General features: G+C 67.3%; 21 protein-coding genes. 15 read left to right on the top strand and 6 right to left on the bottom strand.

The genetic code is table 11. The features are described 5' to 3' along the window. Positions 1-190 precede the first annotated feature (190 nt). From ACWGE0_RS44270 to ACWGE0_RS44260, 3 genes are read left to right on the top strand one after another with little or no spacing between them, the layout of a single operon-like run. A complete protein-coding gene (locus tag ACWGE0_RS44270; protein WP_452266849.1) occupies positions 191-934 on the top strand; it encodes a response regulator transcription factor in 744 nt (247 codons plus the stop codon). Continuing rightward, positions 931-2,190: a sensor histidine kinase gene (locus tag ACWGE0_RS44265; RefSeq protein ID WP_452266848.1), complete on the top strand. Its 1,260-nt coding sequence runs from the start codon at positions 931-933 to the stop codon at positions 2,188-2,190. Before ACWGE0_RS44270 ends, ACWGE0_RS44265 begins: the two co-directional genes overlap by 4 nt. 9 nt (positions 2,191-2,199) lie before the next feature. Next, entirely contained in the window at positions 2,200-2,982 is a 783-nt protein-coding gene (locus tag ACWGE0_RS44260; RefSeq protein ID WP_452266847.1) for a (deoxy)nucleoside triphosphate pyrophosphohydrolase, read from the top strand. On the opposite strand, the gene trpS is transcribed toward ACWGE0_RS44260, so the two are convergent. Further along, positions 2,975-3,898 (bottom strand): tryptophan--tRNA ligase, encoded by a 924-nt coding sequence (gene trpS / locus ACWGE0_RS44255; RefSeq protein WP_452266846.1) that lies wholly within the window; start codon positions 3,896-3,898, stop codon positions 2,975-2,977. The two genes, ACWGE0_RS44260 and trpS, sit on opposite strands and share 8 nt — an antisense overlap. 170 nt (positions 3,899-4,068) lie before the next feature. On the opposite strand from trpS, the gene ACWGE0_RS44250 reads away from it, so the two are divergent. After that, complete coding sequence (locus tag ACWGE0_RS44250; RefSeq protein WP_452266845.1) at positions 4,069-4,371, top strand: YciI family protein; 303 nt, start codon at positions 4,069-4,071, stop codon at positions 4,369-4,371. Between the two features lie 60 nt (positions 4,372-4,431). On the opposite strand, the gene ACWGE0_RS44245 is transcribed toward ACWGE0_RS44250, so the two are convergent. Both ACWGE0_RS44245 and ACWGE0_RS44240 read right to left on the bottom strand, forming a co-directional pair. Beyond that, a complete protein-coding gene (locus tag ACWGE0_RS44245; protein ID WP_452266844.1) occupies positions 4,432-5,097 on the bottom strand; it encodes a S41 family peptidase in 666 nt (221 codons plus the stop codon). A gap of 503 nt (positions 5,098-5,600) precedes the next feature. Then, positions 5,601-5,756: a hypothetical protein gene (locus ACWGE0_RS44240; protein WP_162185756.1), complete on the bottom strand. Its 156-nt coding sequence runs from the start codon at positions 5,754-5,756 to the stop codon at positions 5,601-5,603. 165 nt (positions 5,757-5,921) lie between these two features. Between ACWGE0_RS44240 and typA the strand changes: the two genes are divergently transcribed. The 9 genes from typA (at position 5,922) to ACWGE0_RS44195 (ending at position 17,341) form a co-directional block, all read left to right on the top strand. Then, entirely contained in the window at positions 5,922-7,817 is a 1,896-nt protein-coding gene (gene typA / locus ACWGE0_RS44235; protein WP_452266843.1) for a translational GTPase TypA, read from the top strand. A 260-nt stretch (positions 7,818-8,077) separates the two neighbouring features. Further along, on the top strand, positions 8,078-9,745 hold the full coding sequence (locus ACWGE0_RS44230; RefSeq protein WP_452266842.1) for an ABC transporter family substrate-binding protein: 1,668 nt from the start codon (positions 8,078-8,080) through the stop codon (positions 9,743-9,745). 301 nt (positions 9,746-10,046) lie between these two features. Continuing rightward, positions 10,047-11,825, top strand: a complete 1,779-nt coding sequence (locus tag ACWGE0_RS44225; RefSeq protein WP_452266841.1) for an ABC transporter family substrate-binding protein — start codon at positions 10,047-10,049, stop codon at positions 11,823-11,825. Positions 11,826-11,920: 95 nt separating this feature from the next. After that, complete coding sequence (locus tag ACWGE0_RS44220; RefSeq protein WP_452266840.1) at positions 11,921-12,919, top strand: ABC transporter permease; 999 nt, start codon at positions 11,921-11,923, stop codon at positions 12,917-12,919. Beyond that, on the top strand, positions 12,912-13,844 hold the full coding sequence (locus ACWGE0_RS44215; protein ID WP_452266839.1) for an ABC transporter permease: 933 nt from the start codon (positions 12,912-12,914) through the stop codon (positions 13,842-13,844). The genes ACWGE0_RS44220 and ACWGE0_RS44215 overlap by 8 nt, the downstream gene beginning before the upstream one ends. Continuing rightward, entirely contained in the window at positions 13,844-15,016 is a 1,173-nt protein-coding gene (locus tag ACWGE0_RS44210) for an ABC transporter ATP-binding protein (protein ID WP_452266838.1), read from the top strand. The genes ACWGE0_RS44215 and ACWGE0_RS44210 overlap by 1 nt, the downstream gene beginning before the upstream one ends. Beyond that, entirely contained in the window at positions 15,013-16,005 is a 993-nt protein-coding gene (locus ACWGE0_RS44205) for an ABC transporter ATP-binding protein (protein ID WP_452266837.1), read from the top strand. Before ACWGE0_RS44210 ends, ACWGE0_RS44205 begins: the two co-directional genes overlap by 4 nt. Before the next feature lie 77 nt (positions 16,006-16,082). Then, positions 16,083-16,913 (top strand): N-acetyl-1-D-myo-inositol-2-amino-2-deoxy-alpha-D-glucopyranoside deacetylase, encoded by an 831-nt coding sequence (gene mshB / locus ACWGE0_RS44200; RefSeq protein WP_452266836.1) that lies wholly within the window; start codon positions 16,083-16,085, stop codon positions 16,911-16,913. A 14-nt stretch (positions 16,914-16,927) separates the two neighbouring features. Further along, entirely contained in the window at positions 16,928-17,341 is a 414-nt protein-coding gene (locus ACWGE0_RS44195; protein WP_452266835.1) for a hypothetical protein, read from the top strand. Here the strand turns inward: ACWGE0_RS44195 and ACWGE0_RS44190 are convergent. Further along, the gene (locus ACWGE0_RS44190; RefSeq protein ID WP_452266850.1) at positions 17,317-18,054 is read right to left on the bottom strand and encodes a GNAT family N-acetyltransferase; all 738 of its coding nucleotides are present in this window, start codon (positions 18,052-18,054) and stop codon (positions 17,317-17,319) included. The two genes, ACWGE0_RS44195 and ACWGE0_RS44190, sit on opposite strands and share 25 nt — an antisense overlap. Before the next feature lie 161 nt (positions 18,055-18,215). Between ACWGE0_RS44190 and fdxA the strand changes: the two genes are divergently transcribed. Together fdxA and dapC are read left to right on the top strand one after the other, a co-directional pair. Next, positions 18,216-18,542 carry a ferredoxin gene (fdxA, locus tag ACWGE0_RS44185; protein WP_167974142.1) on the top strand — a complete coding sequence of 109 codons (327 nt, stop codon included), beginning with the start codon at positions 18,216-18,218 and terminating at the stop codon, positions 18,540-18,542. Continuing rightward, positions 18,539-19,639: a succinyldiaminopimelate transaminase gene (gene dapC, locus ACWGE0_RS44180; protein WP_452266834.1), complete on the top strand. Its 1,101-nt coding sequence runs from the start codon at positions 18,539-18,541 to the stop codon at positions 19,637-19,639. Before fdxA ends, dapC begins: the two co-directional genes overlap by 4 nt. Here the strand turns inward: dapC and ACWGE0_RS44175 are convergent. Beyond that, complete coding sequence (locus tag ACWGE0_RS44175; protein WP_452266833.1) at positions 19,629-20,534, bottom strand: hypothetical protein; 906 nt, start codon at positions 20,532-20,534, stop codon at positions 19,629-19,631. The genes dapC and ACWGE0_RS44175 overlap by 11 nt on opposite strands. An 88-nt stretch (positions 20,535-20,622) precedes the next feature. Beyond that, positions 20,623-21,591: a 2,3,4,5-tetrahydropyridine-2,6-dicarboxylate N-succinyltransferase gene (gene dapD / locus ACWGE0_RS44170; protein WP_452266832.1), complete on the bottom strand. Its 969-nt coding sequence runs from the start codon at positions 21,589-21,591 to the stop codon at positions 20,623-20,625. Positions 21,592-21,803 lie beyond the last annotated feature (212 nt).

Raw genomic sequence — 21,803 nt, 5'->3', positions numbered from 1 at the left:
GTCACCTTTCCTGGGGGCTCCGCCCCCAGACCCCCGCCAATCTAATCTGGGGGTCCTCCGCCACGCGTGGGTTGATGGCACGCCTGTTGCGTTGGGCGGAGGCGCGTTGCGTGGGTGGTGCGCTGTTTCAAGACAAGGACACCTCGGCTTCGCCATCGGGCTTGAGGAGGCTTGCTGAGAGTCGGCTGAGATGTTGCGGGCGGCTGGCTCTCAGGAGCGGCATGCTGTGCGTGTGAAGCCTCGGGTGCTGGTCGTGGACGACGAAGTCGGCGTGCGTCGGGCGTTGGAGCGTGGTCTGGCGGCGGAGGGCATGGAGGTCGTTACGGCGGCTGATGGGCCTACGGCGTTGCGGGTGGCGTTGACCGGCGCATTTGATGTCGTGTTGTTGGACATCATGTTGCCTGGGTTGTCCGGGTATCGGGTGTTGCAGCGGATGCGGGCAGATGGGGTGCGGACGCCTGTGTTGATGGTGTCGGCGAAGGATGGGGAGGTTGACCAGGCGGACGGGCTGGATCTTGGGGCCGATGGGTACTTGGTCAAGCCGTTCAGCTTTGTGGTGTTGGTGGCTCAGGTTCGGGCCCTGTTGCGGCGGGGTGGTGGGGCTCGGCGGAAGTTGACGTTGGGGAACCTGGTTATTGATCGTGGGTTGCGTGAGGTCAGTTGGGCTGGGCAGGACGTTTCGTTGAGTCCGCGTGAGTACGCGGTGTTGGACGTTTTGGCTTCTCGGGCTGGGTCGGTGGTGACCAAGGACGAGTTGTTGCGGTCTGTTTGGGGGGACGAGCAGGCCGCTACTCGGAATGCGGTTGAGGTTTATGTGGGGTACCTCAGGCGCAAGTTGGAGGCTGTTGGGGGTGGGGAGGTGGTGCGGACCATTCGGGGGCATGGATACATCGCGTCCACTCCGGACCTCGACAGTGCGTTGGGGAACAAGTGAGTCCTCGCCGCTGGTGGTTTCAGCGCACGTTGCGCTTTCGGATCACTGTGGTGGCCACTGGGGTGGCTTTGTTGTGCTTGCTGGCGTTCACGGGGTTGGCGCCGGCGTTGATCGGGTTGATTCAGATCACTGCGGTGGACCAGGAGTTGGCTCGGCAGCCGCCTCGGGTTTTGGACGTGTCCGGGGTGCCGGTGGACGGGGGACCGGCGCTTCCGTTGACTGCTCAGGACATTCGTACGTTGAAGTCCGGCGAGCCGGTGTTGAGGTTGGACGGGGCTTCCGCGTATCGGTGGCGGGGGCAGGTGGTGTTCGCGGGGGACGGGTCGCCTCGGCTCGAGGTGTACGGGGACACGTTGCTCGGGTACGAGAACGCGAACACGTTGGGGACGCGGTGGTTGGCGTTCGCGGCGGTGTTGGTGGCCGGGTTGGTGGGGATCGCCACCTGGTTGTCGGTGCGGTCGTCGTTGCGGCCCGTTGAGCGGATGCGGGTTGCCGCTGGGGAGTTGCCGCACGGGGAGCGGTTGCCGGTGCCGCCGTCGCGGGACGAGTTGCAGGCGTTGGCTGAGGCGTTGAACGCGTTGCTGGCTCGGCGGGACGAGGCCTCGGATCGGTTGCGGAGGTTCACCGGGGACGCGGCGCATGAGCTGAGGTCGCCGGTTGCTTCGGTGCGGGCGCAGGCTGAGGTGGCGGTGGCGCATCCGGATCCGGACTTTTCGATTGAGGTTCTGGAGTCGGTGGTCGAGGAGTCGATTCGGCTCAGTGCGCTGGTGGACTCGTTGTTGATCCTGGCTCGGGCGGACACCGGGGTGCCTGGCCGGGCTGAGGCGGTTGACCTGGTGTTGGAGGCTGAGGCGGCGATTTCTCGGCTGGACACCGAGTTGTTGGTGCGGCTGACGGCTCCGCCGTCGGCGTGTTTGGTGTCGGCTACTCGGTCCGAGGTCGAGTTGGTGCTGGACAACCTGCTGCGCAACGCCGTTCGGTATGCGTATTCGACGGTCACGCTGACGTTGGTGCCGGTGGGGCGGGACGTGCGGTTGTTGGTGGACGACGACGGGCACGGGATTCCCGTTGAGCATCGGGCGAAGGTGTTCGACCGGTTCTATCGGGTGGAAGAGGATCGCGGGCGGCGGTCGGGTGGGTTCGGGCTCGGGCTGGCGTTGGTGGCGCATCTCGTGCGGCGGCGCGGGGGGTCGGTGCTGGCCGCGGAGTCACCTGCCGGTGGTGCGCGTTTGGAGATCCGCTGGCCGTCCTGGTAGCAAGCTCTGGTGCCAGAGTTGCGAGCGTCGGCGCTGGTCGACGCGCCCGTTGCCGTTGTTGCCGGTGCCTTGGTCGAGACCTCGCTGATCGCGGGGTTCGGGGTGAAGGTGCCGGGTCCCTTGCTGTGCCTGGGAGATGTGCTCACCGGGCCGTTGGGTGTGCGGTTGACGGTCACCCGTGCTGATTTGTCCGGTGTGTCGGCTGCCGGGGACTTCCTGGAGCTGCACACGGATCTCGTGGTCACCGGGGCCGGGACGATGGTGATCGACCGGGTCAGCTGGACGACGGTGGGTGGTGTCGTCGGGCGGTTCGCGGACGTCACGGTCGGGCGCGGGATGGCGTTGCGGGTGCTGCAGAAGCGCTCGGCGTTGCTGGCATCGCGGTGTGCGGAGCTGCGTGAGGCTCGTGTTGTCGTCGGTGCGGCGATCGTCCGGGATGGACGGTTGCTGGCCCAGCAGCGGTCCTACCCGGAAAGTCATGCGGGGCAATGGGAACTGCCCGGTGGGCGGGTGGAGGACGGCGAGAAGCCGGAGGACGCGTTGGTGCGCGAGTGCGTCGAAGAGCTCGGTGTGCCGGTGGTCGTCGGTGAGCAGGTCGGGCCGGACGTGCCGTTGAAGAAGGACATGGTGCTGCGGATCTACGCGGCGTCGCTGGCGGAACCCGGCGGCGGTGAGCCGGAAGCGTTGGAGCACAACGCTGTCCGGTGGCTCACCGCCGACGAGCTGCCCGGCGTGGACTGGCTGCCGGCCGATCGGGTGCTGGTGCCAGCTCTTCAAGCGCTCCTCAACTGAGTCCGGACAGGCGCAGCGCCGCGTTCAGCCGGTGCTGGGCGCGTTCGCGGGCCCGGTCCGCGCCCGCTGAACGGATGCGGTCCAGTTCCGCCGGGTCGGCGAGGAGCTCCAGCGTGCGGTCGCGCACGGGGCGGAGTTCCTCGATGACCGCCTCGGCCACGACGTTCTTGAGGTCCGCGAACTTGCTCGTGTAGTCCTCGGGGTCCTTGCCGGTGCAGGAGGTGAGGATCTCGGTCAGGTTCGCGATGCCCTCCGTGGACGAGACGGCGCGCCGGACCTTGCGCCGCACCAGATCCGGGTCGTCGAGCAGGAAGATGACGCCGATGGAGTTCTGCGCGGACTTGTCCATCTTGCGTGCCGGGTCCGAGAGGTCCTTGATGCGCGCGCCGACCTTCGGCACCACCGCGGTCGGGACGATGAACGCATCGCCGTACGCGTGGTTGAAGCGACGGGCGAGCGCACGGGCCAGCTCGACGTGCTGGAGCTGGTCCTCGCCGACCGGAACCTCCGCGGTGCCCTGCAACAGGATGTCCGCCGCCATCAGCACCGGATAGGTGAGCAGGCTGAGGCGCACGGACTCGCGGCCGAGCGACTTCTCCTTGAACTGGATCATGCGCGCGGCCTCGCCGTACGTGCAGGTGCACTCCAGGACCCAGTTGAGGGCTCCCAGCTCACGGATCAGATCGCTCTGCACGCACGTGCTCTCCGGGGCGATGCCGGACGCGATGAGCACGGCGAACTGCTCTCTGGTCAGAGATCGCAGACGTTGCGGGTTGTGTGACGACGTCATGGCGTGCAGATCGCTGATGAAGTACACGTCGTCCTCGGTGCCCTCACGAGCCCACGTGCGCAGCGCCCCGAGGTAGTTGCCGAGGTGGACCTGGCCGGACGGGGTGATGGCGGACAAGCGGATCATGGTGGTTGGTCCTTTCGTGAAGGACCGCCCGGACGAAACGCACAAAAAAGCCGCCCGTCTCGGGCGGCCTGTGTTCGCGTCAGCGCACAGCTACTCCGGCCGCCTGAAAGCGGCCCACCAGTAAGCGTTCATCATGCGCACGTTGGCCAGTATAGGGCTACCGTTGAAGGATGTTCATCGTGCTGCTGAAGTACGCCGCGCCACTGGAACAGATCGACTACGCCCTCCCCGACCACCGAGCATGGGTCGAGAAGCAGTACGAGCGGGGCCTGTTCCTCGCCTCAGGGCGTCAAGTGCCGAGGGTCGGCGGCGTGATCATCACGCGCCCCATGCCCCGCGGCAAGCTCGAAGCGCTGCTCGCCACGGACCCGTGGGCCGAGCAGAAGCTGGTGAAGTACGACATCTGCGAGTTCGAGGCGACCAGGACGGCGCCGGAGCTCATGAAGCTGAACGAGGCCGTGCTGCAGGGCTAGCCACGTGCTGCAGGGCTACGTGCTGCAGTGCCACCTGCTGCAGGGCTACGTGCTGCAGGGCTAGGACTGGCTTCGGGCGAGCCACTCGATCGCGGCTTGGAGCGTGCGATCGCGGGTGTCGTCCGGGTTCGGCGTGGCCGAGTTCGTGACGGGCGTGTCCGGGGCGATCGGTTCGTTGCCGTAGACGCGCCCCGTGCGGTCGGTCATGTGTGCGGTGGTGATCGCCAGCCGTGCGCCGTCGGGCAGCTTGAAGGCCTGGTTCGCGGTCGCGTAGCCGGCCGTCGGTTCGCCGAAGGTGCGGACGTTCTGCGCGCCCAGGAACGAGATCAGCACCGCCTCGCCCGAGCTCGCGGTGTGGCCGTCGATGAGCACGGCGACCGGCTGGTTCTGCGGTGCGGGGATTTTGACTCGCCGGAACGCGGTGTTCTTGCCGTTGTAGACGTGGCCGCGGCGGATGCCCCAGCCGTGGCCCCCGCGCTTGCTGCCGCTGTTGCTGCCCCCGTTGCCGCGGCCGGGCGGGCTGACGAACCGGCCCCTCTCGCCCTCGCCGAGCAACGGGGCGACCACCGTGAGCATCGGGTGCATGTCGCCGCCGCGGTTGCCGCGCAGGTCGACCACCCAACCGGTTGGTTGGTGCGCGATCAGGTCACGCAGGACGGCCAGGCCGGCGGTGACGTACGCGTCGCCGTTGCGCGAGTCGGTCTCGGGCAGAACCAGCAGAGCCAACCGGGCGGTTGGCCCGACCAACCGGTCTGTCGCCTCAACGAACCGTTCGGTTGCGCGGACTGACTGGTCTGTCGCCTCAACCAACTGTCCAGTTGCGTCGACCAACCGGTCTGTCGGCTCAGCCAACTGTCCGGTTGCTTCGATCGACGGGTCGGTCGGCCCAGCCAACCGTTCGGTTGCTTCGACCAACCGGTCGGTCGGCCCAGCCAACCGTTCAGTTGCCTCGACCAACCGTCCGGTTACCTCGACCAACCGACCAGTTGGGACGGTCGGGTCCGGTGCCCGCCCAGCCCGGCGCGGCGTGATCAGGCAGGTGTGCGGGTTGCCGAGCGCGGCGATCACCTGGCGGATGGCGTCGTAAGTGTCCTCAGGGCGGTGCGCTGAGGCCGTCGCGAGGTGAGCTTCGGCACGTAATTCGGGCCAATCGGCCGCTGAACTCTCCATCGAGTGCCGCTGGAGGAGGTCCAGCGCTTTGTCGACATATGCCCGGACTCCGGCGGCTCTCAAGCGGCCTTCTTGAGCGCCTTCTTGGCTGCCTTCGCGGCCTTCTTCGCCGCCTTCTTCCTGGCCTTGTCACGTTCTTTGAGCAGGAAGGGGACCGGGCAGCGCTTGCACTGCGGCTTCGACCGGCAGCACTTCTTCTTGAGTTTTTTACCCACTGGTTGCACTCCACTCCGGCCGATGTAGCTAGAGTAGGTGAGGCTCACTTCACTGGCACTCTTGTGTGGTAATGCCGACTCGGCCGGTACTCTGGTGTACGGCTGTGCGCATTGACGTGTCCGGCGCGAGCCCCTCCAACGCCTTCGAAGCTCTAGGAGTTCTGCGTGCCCACGGCCACCGCGCCTGCCCTTCAGACGCGCACTGACCTGCGCAATGTCGCGATCGTCGCGCACGTCGACCACGGCAAGACGACGCTGGTCGACGCTATGCTGCGCCAGTCTGGCGCCTTCTCCGCGCGTGCCGAGCTGGTCGACCGGGTCATGGACTCCGGCGAGCTCGAGCGTGAGAAGGGCATCACCATTCTCGCGAAGAACACGGCTGTCAGGCGGCACACGCCTGATGGTGACGTGATCATCAACGTCGTCGACACCCCCGGCCACGCCGACTTCGGTGGTGAGGTCGAGCGCGCGCTGGCGATGGTGGACGGTGTCGTCCTGCTCGTCGACGCCTCCGAAGGTCCGCTGCCGCAGACCCGATTCGTCCTGCGCAAGACGCTGTCCGCGGGCCTGCCGGTGATCCTGCTGGTCAACAAGGTCGACCGCCCCGACGCCCGGATCTCCGAGGTCGTCGAGGAAGCCCACGACCTGCTGCTCGACCTGGCCACCGAGGTCGGCGCCGACGAGTCCGTGCTGGACCTGCCGGTCGTCTACGCCTCCGCGCGTGCCGGTCGGGCGTCGCTCACCCAGCCCGAGGACGGCGGCCTGCCGGACGAGGAGAACCTGGACACGCTGTTCCAGGTGCTGATGGAGCACATCCCCGCTCCCACCGTGGACGTGGACGGGCCGCTGCAGGCCCTGGTCACGAACCTCGACGCCTCGACGTTCCTCGGCCGCATCGCGCTGTGCCGCATCCACCAGGGCACGATGCGCAAGGGCGAGACCGTGGCGTGGTGCCGCGAGGACGGCGAGCCGGTCAAGGTTCGCATCACCGAGCTCCTCATCACCGAGGCGCTGGACCGCGTTCCCGCCGAGTTCGCCCGCGCGGGTGACCTGGTCGCCATCGCCGGCATCTCGGACATCACCATCGGTGACACGCTGGCCGACGCCGAGACCCCCGAGGCGCTGCCCCGGATCACGGTCGACCAGCCGGCCATCTCGATGACCGTCGGTGTGAACACCTCTCCGCTGGCCGGCCGCAACGGTGGCACGAAGCTCACCGCCCGCGTGCTCAAGGCGCGGCTCGACGCCGAGCTCGTCGGCAACGTGTCCGTGAAGGTGCTCCCGACCGAGCGTCCGGACACCTGGGAGGTGCAGGGCCGCGGCGAGCTGGCGCTGGCCATCCTGGTCGAGCAGATGCGCCGCGAGGGCTTCGAGCTGACCGTGGGCAAGCCCCAGGTCGTCACGCACACGGTCGACGGCAAGGTCCACGAGCCGTTCGAGCGCCTGTCCGTCGACTGCCCTGAGGAGCACCTCGGCGCTGTCACGCAGCTGCTGGCCAACCGCAAGGGCCGCATGGAGAACATGTCGGGCCACGGCACCGGCCGCATCAAGCTCGACTACGTGGTGCCGTCGCGCGGCCTCATCGGCTTCCGGACCGAGTTCCTGACCGAGACCCGCGGCACCGGCATCGCGAACGCCGTCTCCGAGGGCTACGCGCCGTGGGCGGGCGAGATCCGCACCCGTCACAACGGCTCGCTGGTCGCCGACCGCACCGGCTCGATCACCGCCTACGCGATGATCCAGCTGGCCGACCGCGGCACCTTCTTCGTGGAGCCGGGCGCCGACGCGTACGAGGGCATGGTCGTGGGCGAGAACCCGCGCGCCGAGGACCTCGACGTGAACGTCACCCGCGAGAAGAAGCTCACCAACATGCGGTCCTCCACGGCCGATGTGATGGAGACCCTGGCCCGTCCCCGCAGGCTCTCGCTGGAAGAGGCGCTGGAGTTCTGCGCCTCCGACGAGTGCGTCGAGGTGGCGCCGGACGTCGTGCGCGTCCGCAAGGTGACGCTGGACGCGAACCTGCGCGGCCGCGAGCGTTCACGCCTGAAGGCGCGCGGCTGATCCGCACGCTGACGTAACGCCTGACTGAGGGCGGCTGGGCCGACGGCCTGGCCGCCCTCAGTCGTTTCCCGGGGTCGTTTCCCGGGGAGTTTCAACCACCGGAAACCGGCCGACCCCAGGGCGAACCACCCGACCAGGTGAGCCGTACTACCCACTGTGCGAGCAACCCACCACCGCCCCGGTACGTCCCTCTAGTGGCGCGGGTGACAAAACTTGGGTTGCCCGAACGCCACCACCATCCTTCTGGCAATGTGAGGACCATGAGGCGACTCGGGGGAGTGCTGGCTGCTGCCGTTCTGTGCGGCACCGCAGCGGCGTGCACGAACGCGCCACCTCCGCCGCTGGTCCCCAAGTCCGAGGCCCCCGTCATCACCACGACGGGTCCGAAGGTCACCGAGATCGTGGTGGGCGTGGACGACGTGGCGGGCGGCTACAACCCGCACTCGCTGGCGGCCCAGAGCCCCATCACCACCGCGCTGAGCTCGCTGCTGCTGCCGAGCGCCTTCCGCACGGGGCCCGACGGCGCGCCGCAGCTCGACCGGAACCTCATGGTGAGCGCGAAGGTCACCAAGGCCGAGCCCTTCACCGTCACGTACTCGATCCGCAAGGACGCGAGCTGGTCGGACAGCGCCCCGATCGCCGCCGAGGACTTCTACTACCTCTGGCAGCGGATGCGCGTCGAGCCCGGTGTCGTCGACCCGGCGGGTTACCGGCTCATCAACAACATCAGCGCGCGCGAGGGCGGCAAGGTCGTCGAGGTCGCGTTCGGCAAGCCGTTCCCCGGCTGGCGGTCGCTCTTCGCGAACCTGCTGCCCGCGCACCTGCTCAAGGACGCGCCCGGCACCTGGTCGAACGTCCTCAGCACCAACTTCCCCGCCACCGCGGGACCGTTCCAGGTGCGCAGCCTGGACGAACCGCGCGGCGAGGTCGTGCTCGAGCGCAGCGATCGGTACTGGGAGGTGCCGACAACGCTGGACAGGGTGGTGATCCGGCGCGCCACGCACACCGCGATGGCCGAGTCACTGTCCAAAGGGGACAATCAGGCTGCGCTGCTGCGGGCGGACGCCGCGGATGTCAACCTGCTCAAGGAAAACACGAAGCTGACGACGAAAACCGTGCCGCGCAACGAGGTCGCGCAGGTGCTGCTGCGGCCGGCGAGCGATCAGCTCAAGGACGTCAAGGCGCGCAAGGCGATCGTGGCCGCGCTCGACCGGGACGCGCTCATCGCGTCCGGTACGCAGAGCGGGCCGAGTGCGCAGTTCCGGGCCGACTCGTACGTGGTGCCGCCGAGCCGCTCCGGCTACCAGGCGACCATCACCGGCAACACGCTCAACGCGGCGGCCAGCGACCAGCTCCTCACCGAGATCGGGTACGCCAAGAACGCGCAGGGGGCGTGGGAGAAGGCCGGCAAGGCGCTCAAGCTGAAGATCGCCGCGCCCGAGAAGGTCGAGCCGTACGTCACCATCGCGAACCGGATCAAGGCGCAGCTGGCCGAGCGCGGCATCCAGGCCGACGTCGTCACGCCGAACGCCGAGGACCTCTTCAGCAAGCAGCTCCTCGAGAAGGACATCGACATCGCCGTCGTGCCGCGGGTCGACGCCGGTGACTCGGCGGCGGGTCTGGCGAGTGCGTACGGGTGCGTGGGTGACGCGCCGGACGGGGCGACGCCCAGCCCGCAGAACCCGGCTGGTTTCTGCGATCAGGCGATCCAGACGGACATCGAGGCCGCGCTCAACGGCAAGGTCCTCCTCGGCGACGTGCTCGCCCGCGTCGAACCGCAGATCCAGGCTCAGGCCGTGGCGTTGCCGTTGTTCCAGGTAGTGGACCTTCTTGGTGTGCTGCCCACCGCGGTGTCCGGGGTCGGCACCGGTGCGCCGCTCGCCGGCGTGCTCAGCGGTGCACCCGAATGGCGGCGTCTCGACAAGTAGCGACGGGTCGGAAAACCAGTTGCTTTCGAGGTTTTGGCGTTGGTACGTTCGGCCGCCCTTGTTGACAGAATTCAAAGCGCCCGGTTAACGAACGCTTTCGCCCGGTAATCGGGCCATTGCGGCGCGCTACAAGGTGTCTCCATTGGGTCACGATCGCCCTCCTAGGTAGTGACCGCCAGCTCACCGGGTTCTTACCGTGCCACCCACGATGTGCCGGTTCGGGGCGCGTATGGCACATCACGGTTATGGGCGTGCAGGCCGACCTGGCCACGGCCGCCCAGTGCTAGGAGGGCACGTGTCGATGAGGAGAACCAAAGCACTTCCGGCGATCGCGCTGGTTGCCAGCGCGTCTCTCGTGCTGGGTGCCTGTGGTGGCGGTGGCGGGACCAACGACGCTGACGGTGGCGACGCCACTGTCGCGGAGATGGCGACCGCCCGCGGTGAATCCGCGGACGGCTACACCGCGCCGGATACGAAGCAGAGCGACCAGGTCGTCGTGTCGACCGACAAGCCGTACACCTCGTACAACAACGCGACTGAGGACGCCAACCAGTCCTACAACACGTTCGCGTTGGTGCTCGTGCAGCCTGGCGCGCACGTCACGAACGGCAACAACAAGGTCATCCTGAACAAGGACACCATGGAGTCGATCGAGGTCACCTCGAAGTCTCCGCAGGTCGTGACCTGGAAGCTGAAGAAGGGCGTCACCTGGTCCGACGGCGAGGCCTGGGACTGCGACGACTTCTACATGGCGTGGTTCACCCAGTCGAACTCGGCGAAGAAGCCGGACGGCACCAAGTACTTCAAGCCCGCCGGCACCACCGGGTACGACCTGGCGACCGGCGAGTGCAAGGACGACCAGACGTTCGTCGGCACGTTCTCCGCTCCGTACCCGGACTACGAGGACATGTTCAACAACGACGTCCTCCCCGCGCACATCCTCGAAAAGAACGCCGGCATCGCCGACATCACCAAGCTGACCAAGGACAGCCCCGCCGCTGACCTGCAGAAGACCGCCGACTTCTGGAACGAGAAGTGGAACGGCTTCAGCAAGGACCTCATGCCGGCCGCCGGTCCGTACCAGCTGACGGGCTTCGAGCCGAACCAGTCCGTGACGCTCGAGCGCAACCCGAAGTGGGCCGGCAAGCCCGGTGGTCCCGCGAAGATCGTCCTGAAGGCGATCCCGGACCCCGTCGCGCAGGCGCAGGCGCTGGAGAACGGTGAGGTCGCCGTCAACTCCATGGCCCAGCCGGACGCGAACGCGGCCACCAAGCTGAAGGGCCTGAGCGCCCAGGGCATCACGTTCGGCGCGGGCCCCGGCCTGTCGTTCGAGCACCTGGACATCCAGATGAAGAACCCGGTGCTGGCGAAGGAAGAGGTCCGCAAGGCCTTCTTCATGTGCGTCAAGCGCCAGGACATCATCGACAAGCTCATCACCGAGGTGCAGGCCGACGCCAAGCCGCTGGGCAGCCTGATCTTCTTCCCGAAGGACGAGGGCTACAAGGACGTCTACGCCGACAAGGCCAAGGGCGACGCCGCCGAGTCGAAGAAGATCCTTTCCGGGGCCGGCTGGACGCAGGGTGCCGACGGCGTGTTCGCGAAGGACGGCGTGCGTGCCTCCTTCCGGATCAGCCACACCGACATCCCGCGGCGCAAGCAGACCGTCGAGCTGATCCAGGGTCAGTGCAAGGACGCCGGTATCGAGATCAAGGACGACACCGACCCGAACTTCCTCGACGAGCGCGTCTCCGCCGGTGACTACGACGTCGCCCTGTTCGCCTGGTCCTCCACGGCGTTCAAGAGCGGCAAGAAGTCGATCTACGAGACCGGTGGTGGCCAGAACTGGCAGAACCTGAGCGTGCCGAAGGCCGACGAGGCGCTGAAGCAGGCTGTCTCGCAGACGTCGATCGCGGACTCCCTGAAGTACTTCCAGGAGGCCGACGATGCGCTGGCCGGCGCGTACGGCTCGATGCCGTTGTTCCAGATGCCGAACATGTGGGCCTTCAAGGGACTCGACCGCGTGTACTTCCAGAGCTACTACGGCGCGCTTTGGAACGCGAACGAGTGGCAGACCAAGTAATTCGCGACAGCTGAAGTTGCGCAACGCCTGACCGGGCGGGGCCGGACCACGAGTCCGGCCCCCCCCGAGCCGGGTTGCCCCCTAGGAGCCCGCCCGTGATCCGCTACATCATCCGGCGCCTGCTGATCTCCATACCCATCCTGCTGATCGGCAGCTTCGCCTGTTACGTCCTCGTCGCCACCGCCGGCAACCCCCTGGCGGAAATGCGATTCCGGCCCGGTGTCACCGAAGCCGACCTCAGGGCCGCCGAAGCCGCTCTCGGCTTGGACAAGCCCGTCATCGTCCGCTACTGGAACTGGCTCACCGACTTCCTGTCCGGTGACTGGGGCCAGAGCATCGCCCTCGGTCAGGCCAAAACCGCTGTGTTCCCAGCCGTCACCGACGCGCTGTGGACCACCGGACGCCTCGTCATCGGCGCCGAACTTCTCGCTCTCACACTGGGTGTCTCGGTCGGCGTGCTCGCCGCCGTGCGCCAGTACTCGATCTTCGACTACCTCGCCACCAGCACCGCGTTCCTGATGTTCTCGATGCCGATCTTCTGCGTCGCGGTCATCGTGAAGAACTACGGCATCCAGTTCAACAACGTCCTGGAGTCGATGGGGCTGGACCGCTGGCTCACCACCGCGGGTCCGCGGCCGGGTGGCTTCAGCGGCAGTTTCGGTGAGGTCGTCTTCAAGTACACGGGCACGTTCCTGTTGCCGACGGTCGCGCTGATGCTGATCAGCTTCGCCGCGTACAGCCGGTTCGAACGCGCGTCCATGCTGGAGATCCTGCACTCGGACTTCGTGCGCACCGCGCGGTCGAAGGGCATCTCGCAGGGCCGCGTGATCTTCAAGCACGCGTTCCGCAACGCGCTGATCCCCGTGGCCACGCTGTTCTCGCTGAACTTCGGTGCCGTGCTCTCCGGCGCGATCATCACCGAGACCGTGTTCGGCTGGGCCGGCATGGGCACGCTGCTGGTGAACTCCGTCCGCCAGTTCGACCCGCCGATGCTGATGGGCTGGCTCGCCGTCACCGCGACGCTGATCGTGCTGTTCAACCTGATCGCCGACGTCGTGTACGGCATCCTCGACCCTAGGATTCGCCTTGGCTAACATCAACTTGGCGTCCGAGGGCGGCGTGGTGAGCAGCGCTCCCGAGTCCGGCTCCCACGAGTTCGACGCCACCAAGACCCGTACGCAGGGCCAGCTCGTCCTGAGGCGGTTCCTGCGCCACCGGCTCGCGATGGTGAGCCTCGGCGTCTTCATCTTCCTCGTGCTGTTCGCGTTCCTCGGTCCGTTCATCTGGACCTTCGACTACGAGGACGTGACCAGCAAGTCCTACCAGCCGATGAGCGGAACCCACCCGCTCGGCACCACGCAGGTCGGCAAGGACATGCTGGCGCTGCTCATGCGCGGTACCGGCTACTCGCTGCAGATCGCGTTGATCGTGGCCGCGCTGGCGACCGCGATCGGCGTGACTTTCGGTGCCCTGGCGGGATATCTGCGCGGTTTCGTCGACACGGCGCTGATGCGTCTGGTCGACCTGCTGCTGATCATCCCGCAGATCGCGGTCGCCGCGATCGTGGTGAAGGGCTTCTCCGGCAGCTGGTACGTCGTCGCGCTGGTGCTCGCCGCGTTCGCCTGGATGCAGATCGCCCGGATCACCCGTGGTGAGACGCTTTCCTTGGCACAGCGGGAGTTCATCGAGGCGGCGCGGGCCTGTGGCGCCTCCACCTCGCGGATCATCTTCAAGCACCTCGTGCCGAACATGATCGGCAGCATCACCGTCAACGCGACGCTGGCGATCGCGAGCGCGGTGCTGACCGAGGCCGCGCTGTCGTTCCTGGGTCTGGGAGTTCAGCCTCCCGACACGTCTCTGGGCGTGATCGTCCTGGAGAACTACGGGCAGTTCCTGAACCGGCCGTGGCTGTTCTGGGGTCCGTTCATCGTGCTCGTGTCGCTCTCCCTCGCCGTCAACTTCATCGGTGACGGCCTGCGCGACGCGTTCGACCCGAGGCAGACGAAGGTGCGTGCCTGATGACCACTGTTTCCGAACTGTCGGAGGACTTCCTGCCCTCCAACACCACCGCACCGCTGCTCTCGGTCAAGGACCTCTCGGTCACGTTCCCGACCGACGACGGCGACGTCCGCGCCGTGCGCGACGTCTCGTTCGACCTCAACCCCGGCGACGTGCTGGGCATCGTCGGCGAGTCGGGCTCCGGCAAGTCCGTGTCCTCCATGGCGATCATGGGCCTGCTGCCCAAGAACGCGATCATCGACGGCTCGATCCGCTACCGCGGCGAGGAGCTGAACGGCCGCACCTACAAGCAGATGCAGCCGTTCCGCAGCAAGCACATCTCGATGATCTTCCAGGACCCGATGACGTCGCTGAACCCCGTCTACACCGTGGGGTGGCAGCTCGCCGAGACCTATCGCGCGCACCACAACGTCTCCAAGAAGGCGGCGTGGGCCAAGGCGGTCGAGTCGCTGGAACTGGTCGGCATCCCGCAGCCGGACAAGCGCGCGGGCCAGTACCCGCACGAGTTCTCCGGCGGCATGCGGCAGCGCGTGGTGATCGCGATGGCGATCATCAACGACCCCAGCGTGATCATCGCCGACGAGCCGACCACCGCGCTCGACGTGACGGTGCAGGCGCAGATCCTCGACACCATGCTGCGCATCCAGACCGAGACCGACGCGGCGATCGTCATGATCACGCACGACCTCGGCGTGGTCGCGGGCATGGTCAACCGCGTGCAGGTGATGTACGGCGGCACGGTGGTCGAGTCCGGGCCCGTCGACGATGTCTTCGAACGGCCGCGGATGCCTTACACCGTCGGACTTCTGGGCTCGGTCCCGAACCCGGCGACGCTCGGCAAGCGGCTCACCCCGATCAAGGGTGCGCCGCCGTCATTGGTGAACCTGCCCACCGGATGCTCGTTCTCGCCGCGCTGCCCGCTCGTCGCCGACGTGTGCCACGAGTGGGAACCGCTGCTGGAGGAGGCCGGCGCCGCGAACCACACGACGCGGTGCCACCGCTGGGAGCACCTGGCGACCATCGAGCAGCCGCAGAAGCTGTTCCTGCACGACGAGATCGGCACGGTCGAGAACCCGGCGGTGTTCGCCGCGGCCAACCCCGACGAGTCGCTCGAAGTCACCGCCGTGCACGGATCTCTGCTCACGGACCTGAGGGATGAGGAGGCGAAGTGACCGCGCCACTGCTGGAGGTCACCGACCTCGTCAAGGAGTTTCCCGTGCGGGGCAAGGGAATCATCCCGCGCAACATCGGCACGGTGCAGGCCGTGTCCGGGGTGTCGTTCACACTGCACCCCGGCGAGACGCTCGGTCTGGTCGGCGAGTCCGGCTGCGGCAAGTCCACGACCGGGCGCGCGATCCTGCAGCTGCACAAGCCGACCTCCGGTTCGGTGAAGTTCGACGGCCGTGAGCTCACCTCCATGAGCACCAAGCAGTTGCGGCCGTTGCGCAAGGACATCCAGATCGTCTTCCAGGACCCGTACGCGTCGCTGAACCCCAAGTGGCAGGTCAACGACATCATCGCGGAACCCCTGGTGATCCACGGTGTCGAAGGAGGCGTGCAGCGTCGCGTCAACGAGCTGATGGAGCTCGTGGGCCTGAACCCCGAGCATCGCAACCGTTACGCGCACGAGTTCTCCGGCGGTCAGCGGCAGCGCATCGGCATCGCACGTGCGCTCGCGCTGAACCCGCGGTTCCTCGTGCTGGACGAACCGGTGTCCGCTTTGGACGTCTCGGTGCAGGCCGGTGTCGTGAACCTGTTGGAGGAACTGCAGGAACGGCTCGGGCTGGCCTACCTGTTCGTCGCGCACGACCTCTCGGTGGTGCGGCACATCTCCGATCGCGTCGCGGTGATGTACCTCGGCAAGATCATCGAGATCGGCGAGCGCGAGGCCATCTACGCCAAGCCGATGCACCCGTACACGCAGGCGTTGCTGTCCGCGGTGCCGATGCCGGATCCCAAGCAGGAGCGCAAGCGCCAGCGGATCGTGCTGACGGGTGACGTGCCGTCGCCCGTCAATCCGCCGTCAGGCTGTCGGTTCCGCACGCGTTGCTGGAAGGCCCAGGACATCTGCGCCACCGAAGAACCGAAGTTGGAAAGGCGTGGTGGACCGGAAGGAACGTTGTCCGCGTGCCACTTCGCCGAGGAGCGTTCGGTGGTTTAGAAGCCTTGCCGACCAAATGAGACCGTTAGCAAAGGCCGCCTTTATCAACTGATGAGGGCGGCCTTTACTCTGATTCGGTGACGCTGACTGCCCCACCACGGTTGCTCTTCGTGCACGCCCACCCGGACGACGAGAGTCTCTGGACCGGCGGCACCATCGCGCGCTACGCCTCGGCGGGCGCGCACGTCACTGTCGTCACCTGCACGCTGGGGGAAGAGGGCGAGATCATCCCGCCCGCGCTGGCGCATCTCGCCGCCGACGCCGCCGACCAGCTGGGCGGGTACCGAGTGGGCGAGCTGAGATCCGCTTGTGCCGCACTCGGCGTGACCGACCACAGATTCCTCGGCGGCATCGGCCGCTGGCGCGACTCCGGCATGGTCGACGTGCCGTCCAACGCCCACGCACGCGCGTTCGTCCAGGGATCGCTCGACGACCAGACTGCCCAGCTGGTCGAGATCCTGCGTGAGGTCAAGCCTCAGGTCGTTGTGAGCTACGACGCGTTCGGCGGCTACGGCCACCCTGACCACATTCGCGCGCACGAGATCACCGTGGCCGCGTGTGCTCAGGTCTCCGACGTGGAACGGGTCTTCTACGCCGTGACCTCCCGCGACGCGACGAACGCCGGTGTCGAGGCGCTGGAGAACGTGCCGGAGGCGTTCCGGCTGCCGGAGCCCGGCGAGCTGCCGGTGACGCCGGACGAGGAGATCACGACCGTCGTCGACGTGTCGGAGCACCTGACGGCGAAACGCCGCGCGTTGCGGGCACACTCGACGCAGGTCAGTGTGTGGGACGACGGGTACGCGCTGTCGAACAACATCGCCCAGCCGCTGGTCGGCGGTGAGTTCTACGTGCTGGCCAAGGGGTCGGCGGAAGGCGCGGCCACAGACTTGTTCGGAGGACTCGGGTGACCGGTAGCGGGCGAGTGCTCTTGCTGCTGCTTCTGTGCGTCGAGGCAGCAGCGCTCGCCGTGCTGGAAACGATGTTCCTGCCGCTGCGCTTCGACGGCACGCTGCTGCCGAAGCTCGGCGACTGGCCGTTCCCGATCATGATCGCGGTGGCCGCCGTCACGACGCCGTTGCTGGTGTCGTGGGCGGCCTCGCTGTCCGAACGGGTCTTCACCGCCGCGCTGCCGTTGATCGTGTGGTTCTTCTCGCTGATGGTGTTCGGCTACTTCGAGCCGGGCAGCATCACCGGGCAGGTTCTGCTGCTCCAGGACTGGCGCGGTCTGCTGTTGCTCGCCGGCGGTGCCCTGACGGGTGCGGTGGCCGTGGGTGCCGTGATGGCGCGCAACGCGGCCAACCGGCCCGGCCTCTACGAGACCGCGGGCACCCAGTAGCGGTAGCGGTGGTGCTCGGTGCAGCCGAGTTCCTCGTACAACCGGATCGCCGGCTCGTTGTGCTCGGCGACCTGCAGCGCGCAGGTCGTGGCGCCCTGTTCCAGGCCCCAGCCCGCCACCTCGCCCATGAGCCGCCTTGCGAGGCCCTGACGGCGATGTGACGGCCGCACGGCGAGCCGGGCGACGTGCAACACGTCCTCGACCACCGCGCCCCGCACAGCCGCGATGACGGTGCTGTTTTCCGGGCCGTTTTCCGGCCCGCTCTCGGTGGTGCTCGCGAAGCACACGTTGGTGCCGCTGCCGAGCACGTGCCGCTGGGCGGGGGAAACCTCGGATCCGGCCGTCAGTTCCCACCATCCGGGAAGATCACGACTCGCGGCTACGCCATCGGCGAACTTCTCCAGCGGGCCGGTCATGACCAGCGACTCCGCCCCGCCGGGGTGATCGAGATCTACCCGCCAGCCCGCGGCCTCGATCGCCTGCTCCGGCAGTGAGCCGATGACCACATGCGCGGTGGGTTTGATGCCGTGCTCACGCGCGAACCCTTCGATCACGCCCAACGCACGTGGAATCGGCATGCCGGGATCGCCGCAGGTCAGCGTGCTGTTGGCGCGGCCGGTGAAGCCGTCGGCAGCACGCATCAACCAGTCTCCAAGCGGAACTTCTGCCAGGACGGGCCATGCTCGCGCGCAGAGCGATTCCAGGTGATCCACGGTGTGCACACGTCCATCCTGACTACGTTGGCCAGAGATTTTCCGGGCAGGAGTTGTGACGTGGCACACCGTGCAGCTAAGGCAAGCCTGACCGGGTGATACTCGAACCTGCCGCGTACTCTCCGGCTTGCGCGGTGTGACCGATGAAGTTGGAGAGCGCAGTGACTTATGTGATCGCCCAGCCGTGCGTGGACGTGCTCGACAAGGCGTGCATCGAAGAGTGCCCCGTCGACTGCATCTACGAAGGCGACCGGATGCTCTACATCCACCCCGACGAGTGTGTGGACTGTGGCGCGTGCGAACCCGTGTGCCCGGTGGAAGCCATCTACTACGAGGACGACGTCCCCGATGAGTGGAAGGACTACACCAAGGCCAACGTGGACTTCTTCAACGAGCTCGGCTCGCCCGGCGGCGCGTCGAAGGTCGGCAAGGTCAGCGCCGACCCGCCGATGATCAAGGAGCTCGAGCCGCAGGCTGAGGGGCATTGATTCTTTCGCGCAGGGGCCCGGCACTGCCGGACTTCCCGTGGGACTCGTTGTCGGACCACGCCGCCAAGGCGCGCAAGCACCCCGGTGGCGTGGTCGACCTGTCGGTCGGCACACCCGTCGACCCGGTTCCCGCGGTGATCCAGTCCGCTCTGTCGTCGGTCGCTGACATCCCCGGCTACCCGACCACCCACGGCACGCCCGAACTGCGTGCGGCCTTCGTCGCCGCCGTCGAGCGGCGCTACGGGATCGTCGGGTTGCCGGCGGACGCGGTGCTGCCCACGATCGGCTCCAAGGAGCTCGTGGCGTGGCTGCCCACCCTGCTCGGCGTCGGGCCCGGCGACATCGTGGCCGTGCCTTCCGTGGCGTACCCGACCTACGAGGTCGGGGCATTGCTGGCGGGGGCCACGGTCGTGCGTCTCGCGGACGGGGAGAAGCCGCCGGCCGGTACTCGGCTGGTGTGGCTGAACTCGCCGTCGAACCCGACCGGGCGCGTGCTGTCGGCCGAGCAGTTGCGTGACGCTGTCGCTGCTGCCCGGGCCGTTGGCGCTGTGGTGGCTTCCGACGAGTGCTACCTCGCGTTGCCGTGGGACGACGCCGCGCCGGTGTCGGTGCTGCATCCGTCGGTTGTGGACTCCTTCGACGGTGTGCTCGCCGTGCACTCGCTGTCGAAGTCGTCGTCGCTCGCCGGATATCGGGCCGGGTTCATCACTGGTGACCCCGAGCTGATCTCAGGTTTGCTGGAGCTGCGCAAGCACGCCGGGATGATCGTGCCCCGGCCGGTGCAGGAAGCCATGCGGGCCGCACTCGAGGACGACGCGCACGTTGCCGAGCAGCGGTCGCGGTATCTGGCCAGGCGTGAGGTGCTGAAGCCCGCGCTGGAAGCGGCCGGGTTCGTGGTGTCGCACTCCGAGGCCGGGCTCTACCTGTGGTCGTCGCGCGGTGAGGACGCCTGGGAGACGATCTCCTGGCTGGCCGATCGCGGGATTCTCGCGGCGCCGGGAACGTTCTACGGACCGGCTGGCGCCCAGCACGTCCGGATCGCGCTCACCGCTACCGACGAGCGGATCGCCGCGGCGGCGGAGCGTCTCAAGGCTTGAGGGCCGACCAGACCCTGCGGGTGAACTGGTTCGGGGGCACGGCGTCTGTCGTCAGGCGGACGCTGGTGCTGATCTCCTCGCCGCTCAGGCCAAGGCCGAGCACCAGGTGCCAGTGCAGGTCCCAGAGGTCCTGGAACGAGTCCAGGTCCACGTCGGCGTCCGCGCTCACGTGCAGGACCGCTGGTTCCGCCACCCGCACCACGCGTTCGACCGCTCGCACGTCTCGCGTGTTCGTGCGGAAGCTGAAGGCCAGGTCCACCGTTTCGCTGTCCAGGCCGTACGTCGCGTACGAGTGACATCTGTGGTGTGGCAACGACAACGGCTGGTTCGTCTCCAGGTAGAGGTCGCCCTCGAACCTCAGCGTGGGGGAGTGCTGGCTGAGGGTGGCTCTGGCGCTGACGAACTCCCAGCCCGGCATGTCCAGCTTGGGGATCAGGAGTTCCAGGATCTCGCCGCGGCGGGCACTTCTCGTGCGTTCGCCGGAGCGCCAGGGGATTTCCCTGCTGTAGGGCTCTTTCTTGGTGACGAAGACGTACGGCGCGTTGTCGGTTTGGAGACTCAGGACGACGACTGTTCTGCCCATGGCCCAGTCGAACGCCACTGTGGTGAGGCCTGGGGCCACGCCGTCGAAGTGGCTCTCGACCCTGGGCCACCAGCTGGAGAGTTCCTCGGCCAGGGCGCCTTTGACGTAGCGCCCTTTCTCGTCGACGCCGACTATCCACATCGCCTCTGAGCCGCGTGCGGCGTTGCAGAGGGCGGCGATCTGCCGGGCGGCTTTGCCGTGGTCGACCGGCCACTGGGTCTTGAACTCCACGAAGGAGTCTTCGGACTGGGCACCCTCCAGGGCACGTTCGATGGCGGCTCGAGCGTTCAGCTCTATCCGTTGTTTCAGCACGTGCACCTCCTCGGGGTGGGGCTCAGGTGGCGCGGGCCCAGGCTGCCTTCGCAGACTGGGCCCTCTGGTGTCGAGTTTCCTCTTTCTTTCAGTCGTTCGCGTGGAGGGCGGCGTTCAGTTCTACGCCGGTGCCCTTCCTGGGCTTGACCTTGACCGTGCCGGTGACCGAGTCGCGGATGAAGAGCAGGTTGGACTGGCCGCTCAGGGTCTGGGCCTTGACGATCTCGCCGTCTGGCGTGGTCACCTTGGTGCCTGCGGTGATGTAGAGGCCGGCTTCGATCACGCAGTCGTCGCCCAGGGAGATGCCCAGGCCGGCGTTGGCGCCCAGGAGGCAGCGTTCGCCGATGGAGATGACCTGCTTGCCGCCGCCGGAGAGGGTGCCCATGATCGAGGCGCCGCCGCCCACGTCGGAGCCGTCGCCGACTACTACGCCGCCGGAGATTCGGCCTTCCACCATGGAGTTGCCGAGGGTGCCGGCGTTGAAGTTCACGAAGCCCTCGTGCATGACGGTGGTGCCCGGGGCCAGGTGGGCGCCCAGGCGGACGCGGTCCGCGTCGCCGATTCGGACTCCGGTCGGGAGTACGTAGTCGACCATGCGCGGGAACTTGTCGACGCTGTAGACGGTTACTGGGCCCCTGGTGCGGAGGCGGGTTCGGGTTTGTTCGAAGTTGTCCACTGCGCAGGGGCCGTGGTTGGTCCAGACGACGTTGGTCAGGAGACCGAACATGCCGTCCAGGTTGGCGCCGTGGGGCTTGATGAGGCGGTGGCTGAGGAGGTGGAGGCGCAGCCAGATGTCGTAGGTGTCGCGAGGAGCCTCGGACAGGTTGGTGGCTACGCGGACGCCGATTACCTCTACGCCGCGTTCCAGGTCTTCGCCGAGCAGTTTCGCTGCGGACTCGCCCAGGGCTTCTGCGATTTCTGCGGAGGACACGCGGGTCGTTCCTGGGGTGCCTGCGTCGTCCATGGAGTCGTCCAGGGAAGGGGACGGGTACCAGGTGTCCAGGACGGTGCCGTCTTGGGTCACAGTGGCCAGGCCGATGCCGTATGCAGTGCTCACGGGCGTCGAGCTTAGTCCGGGGGCGATTTTGCCGGGTGGTTGCGTTGGGTGGGGCGGGTCCTGTTTAGGGATTTCGGGGCTCCGCCCCGGACCCCGCCAATCTGATCAAAGACCTGCCCACGCCGTGCGCGGGTTGATGGCACGCCTGTTGCGTTGGGCGGAGTTGCGTTGCGTGGGTGGTGCGGTTCGGGTGGGTGGTCCCGTCACAAGTC

It is taken from the genome of Lentzea sp. NPDC054927 (assembly GCF_053610285.1).
This window is presented reverse-complemented; position numbering and strand designations above follow the sequence as displayed.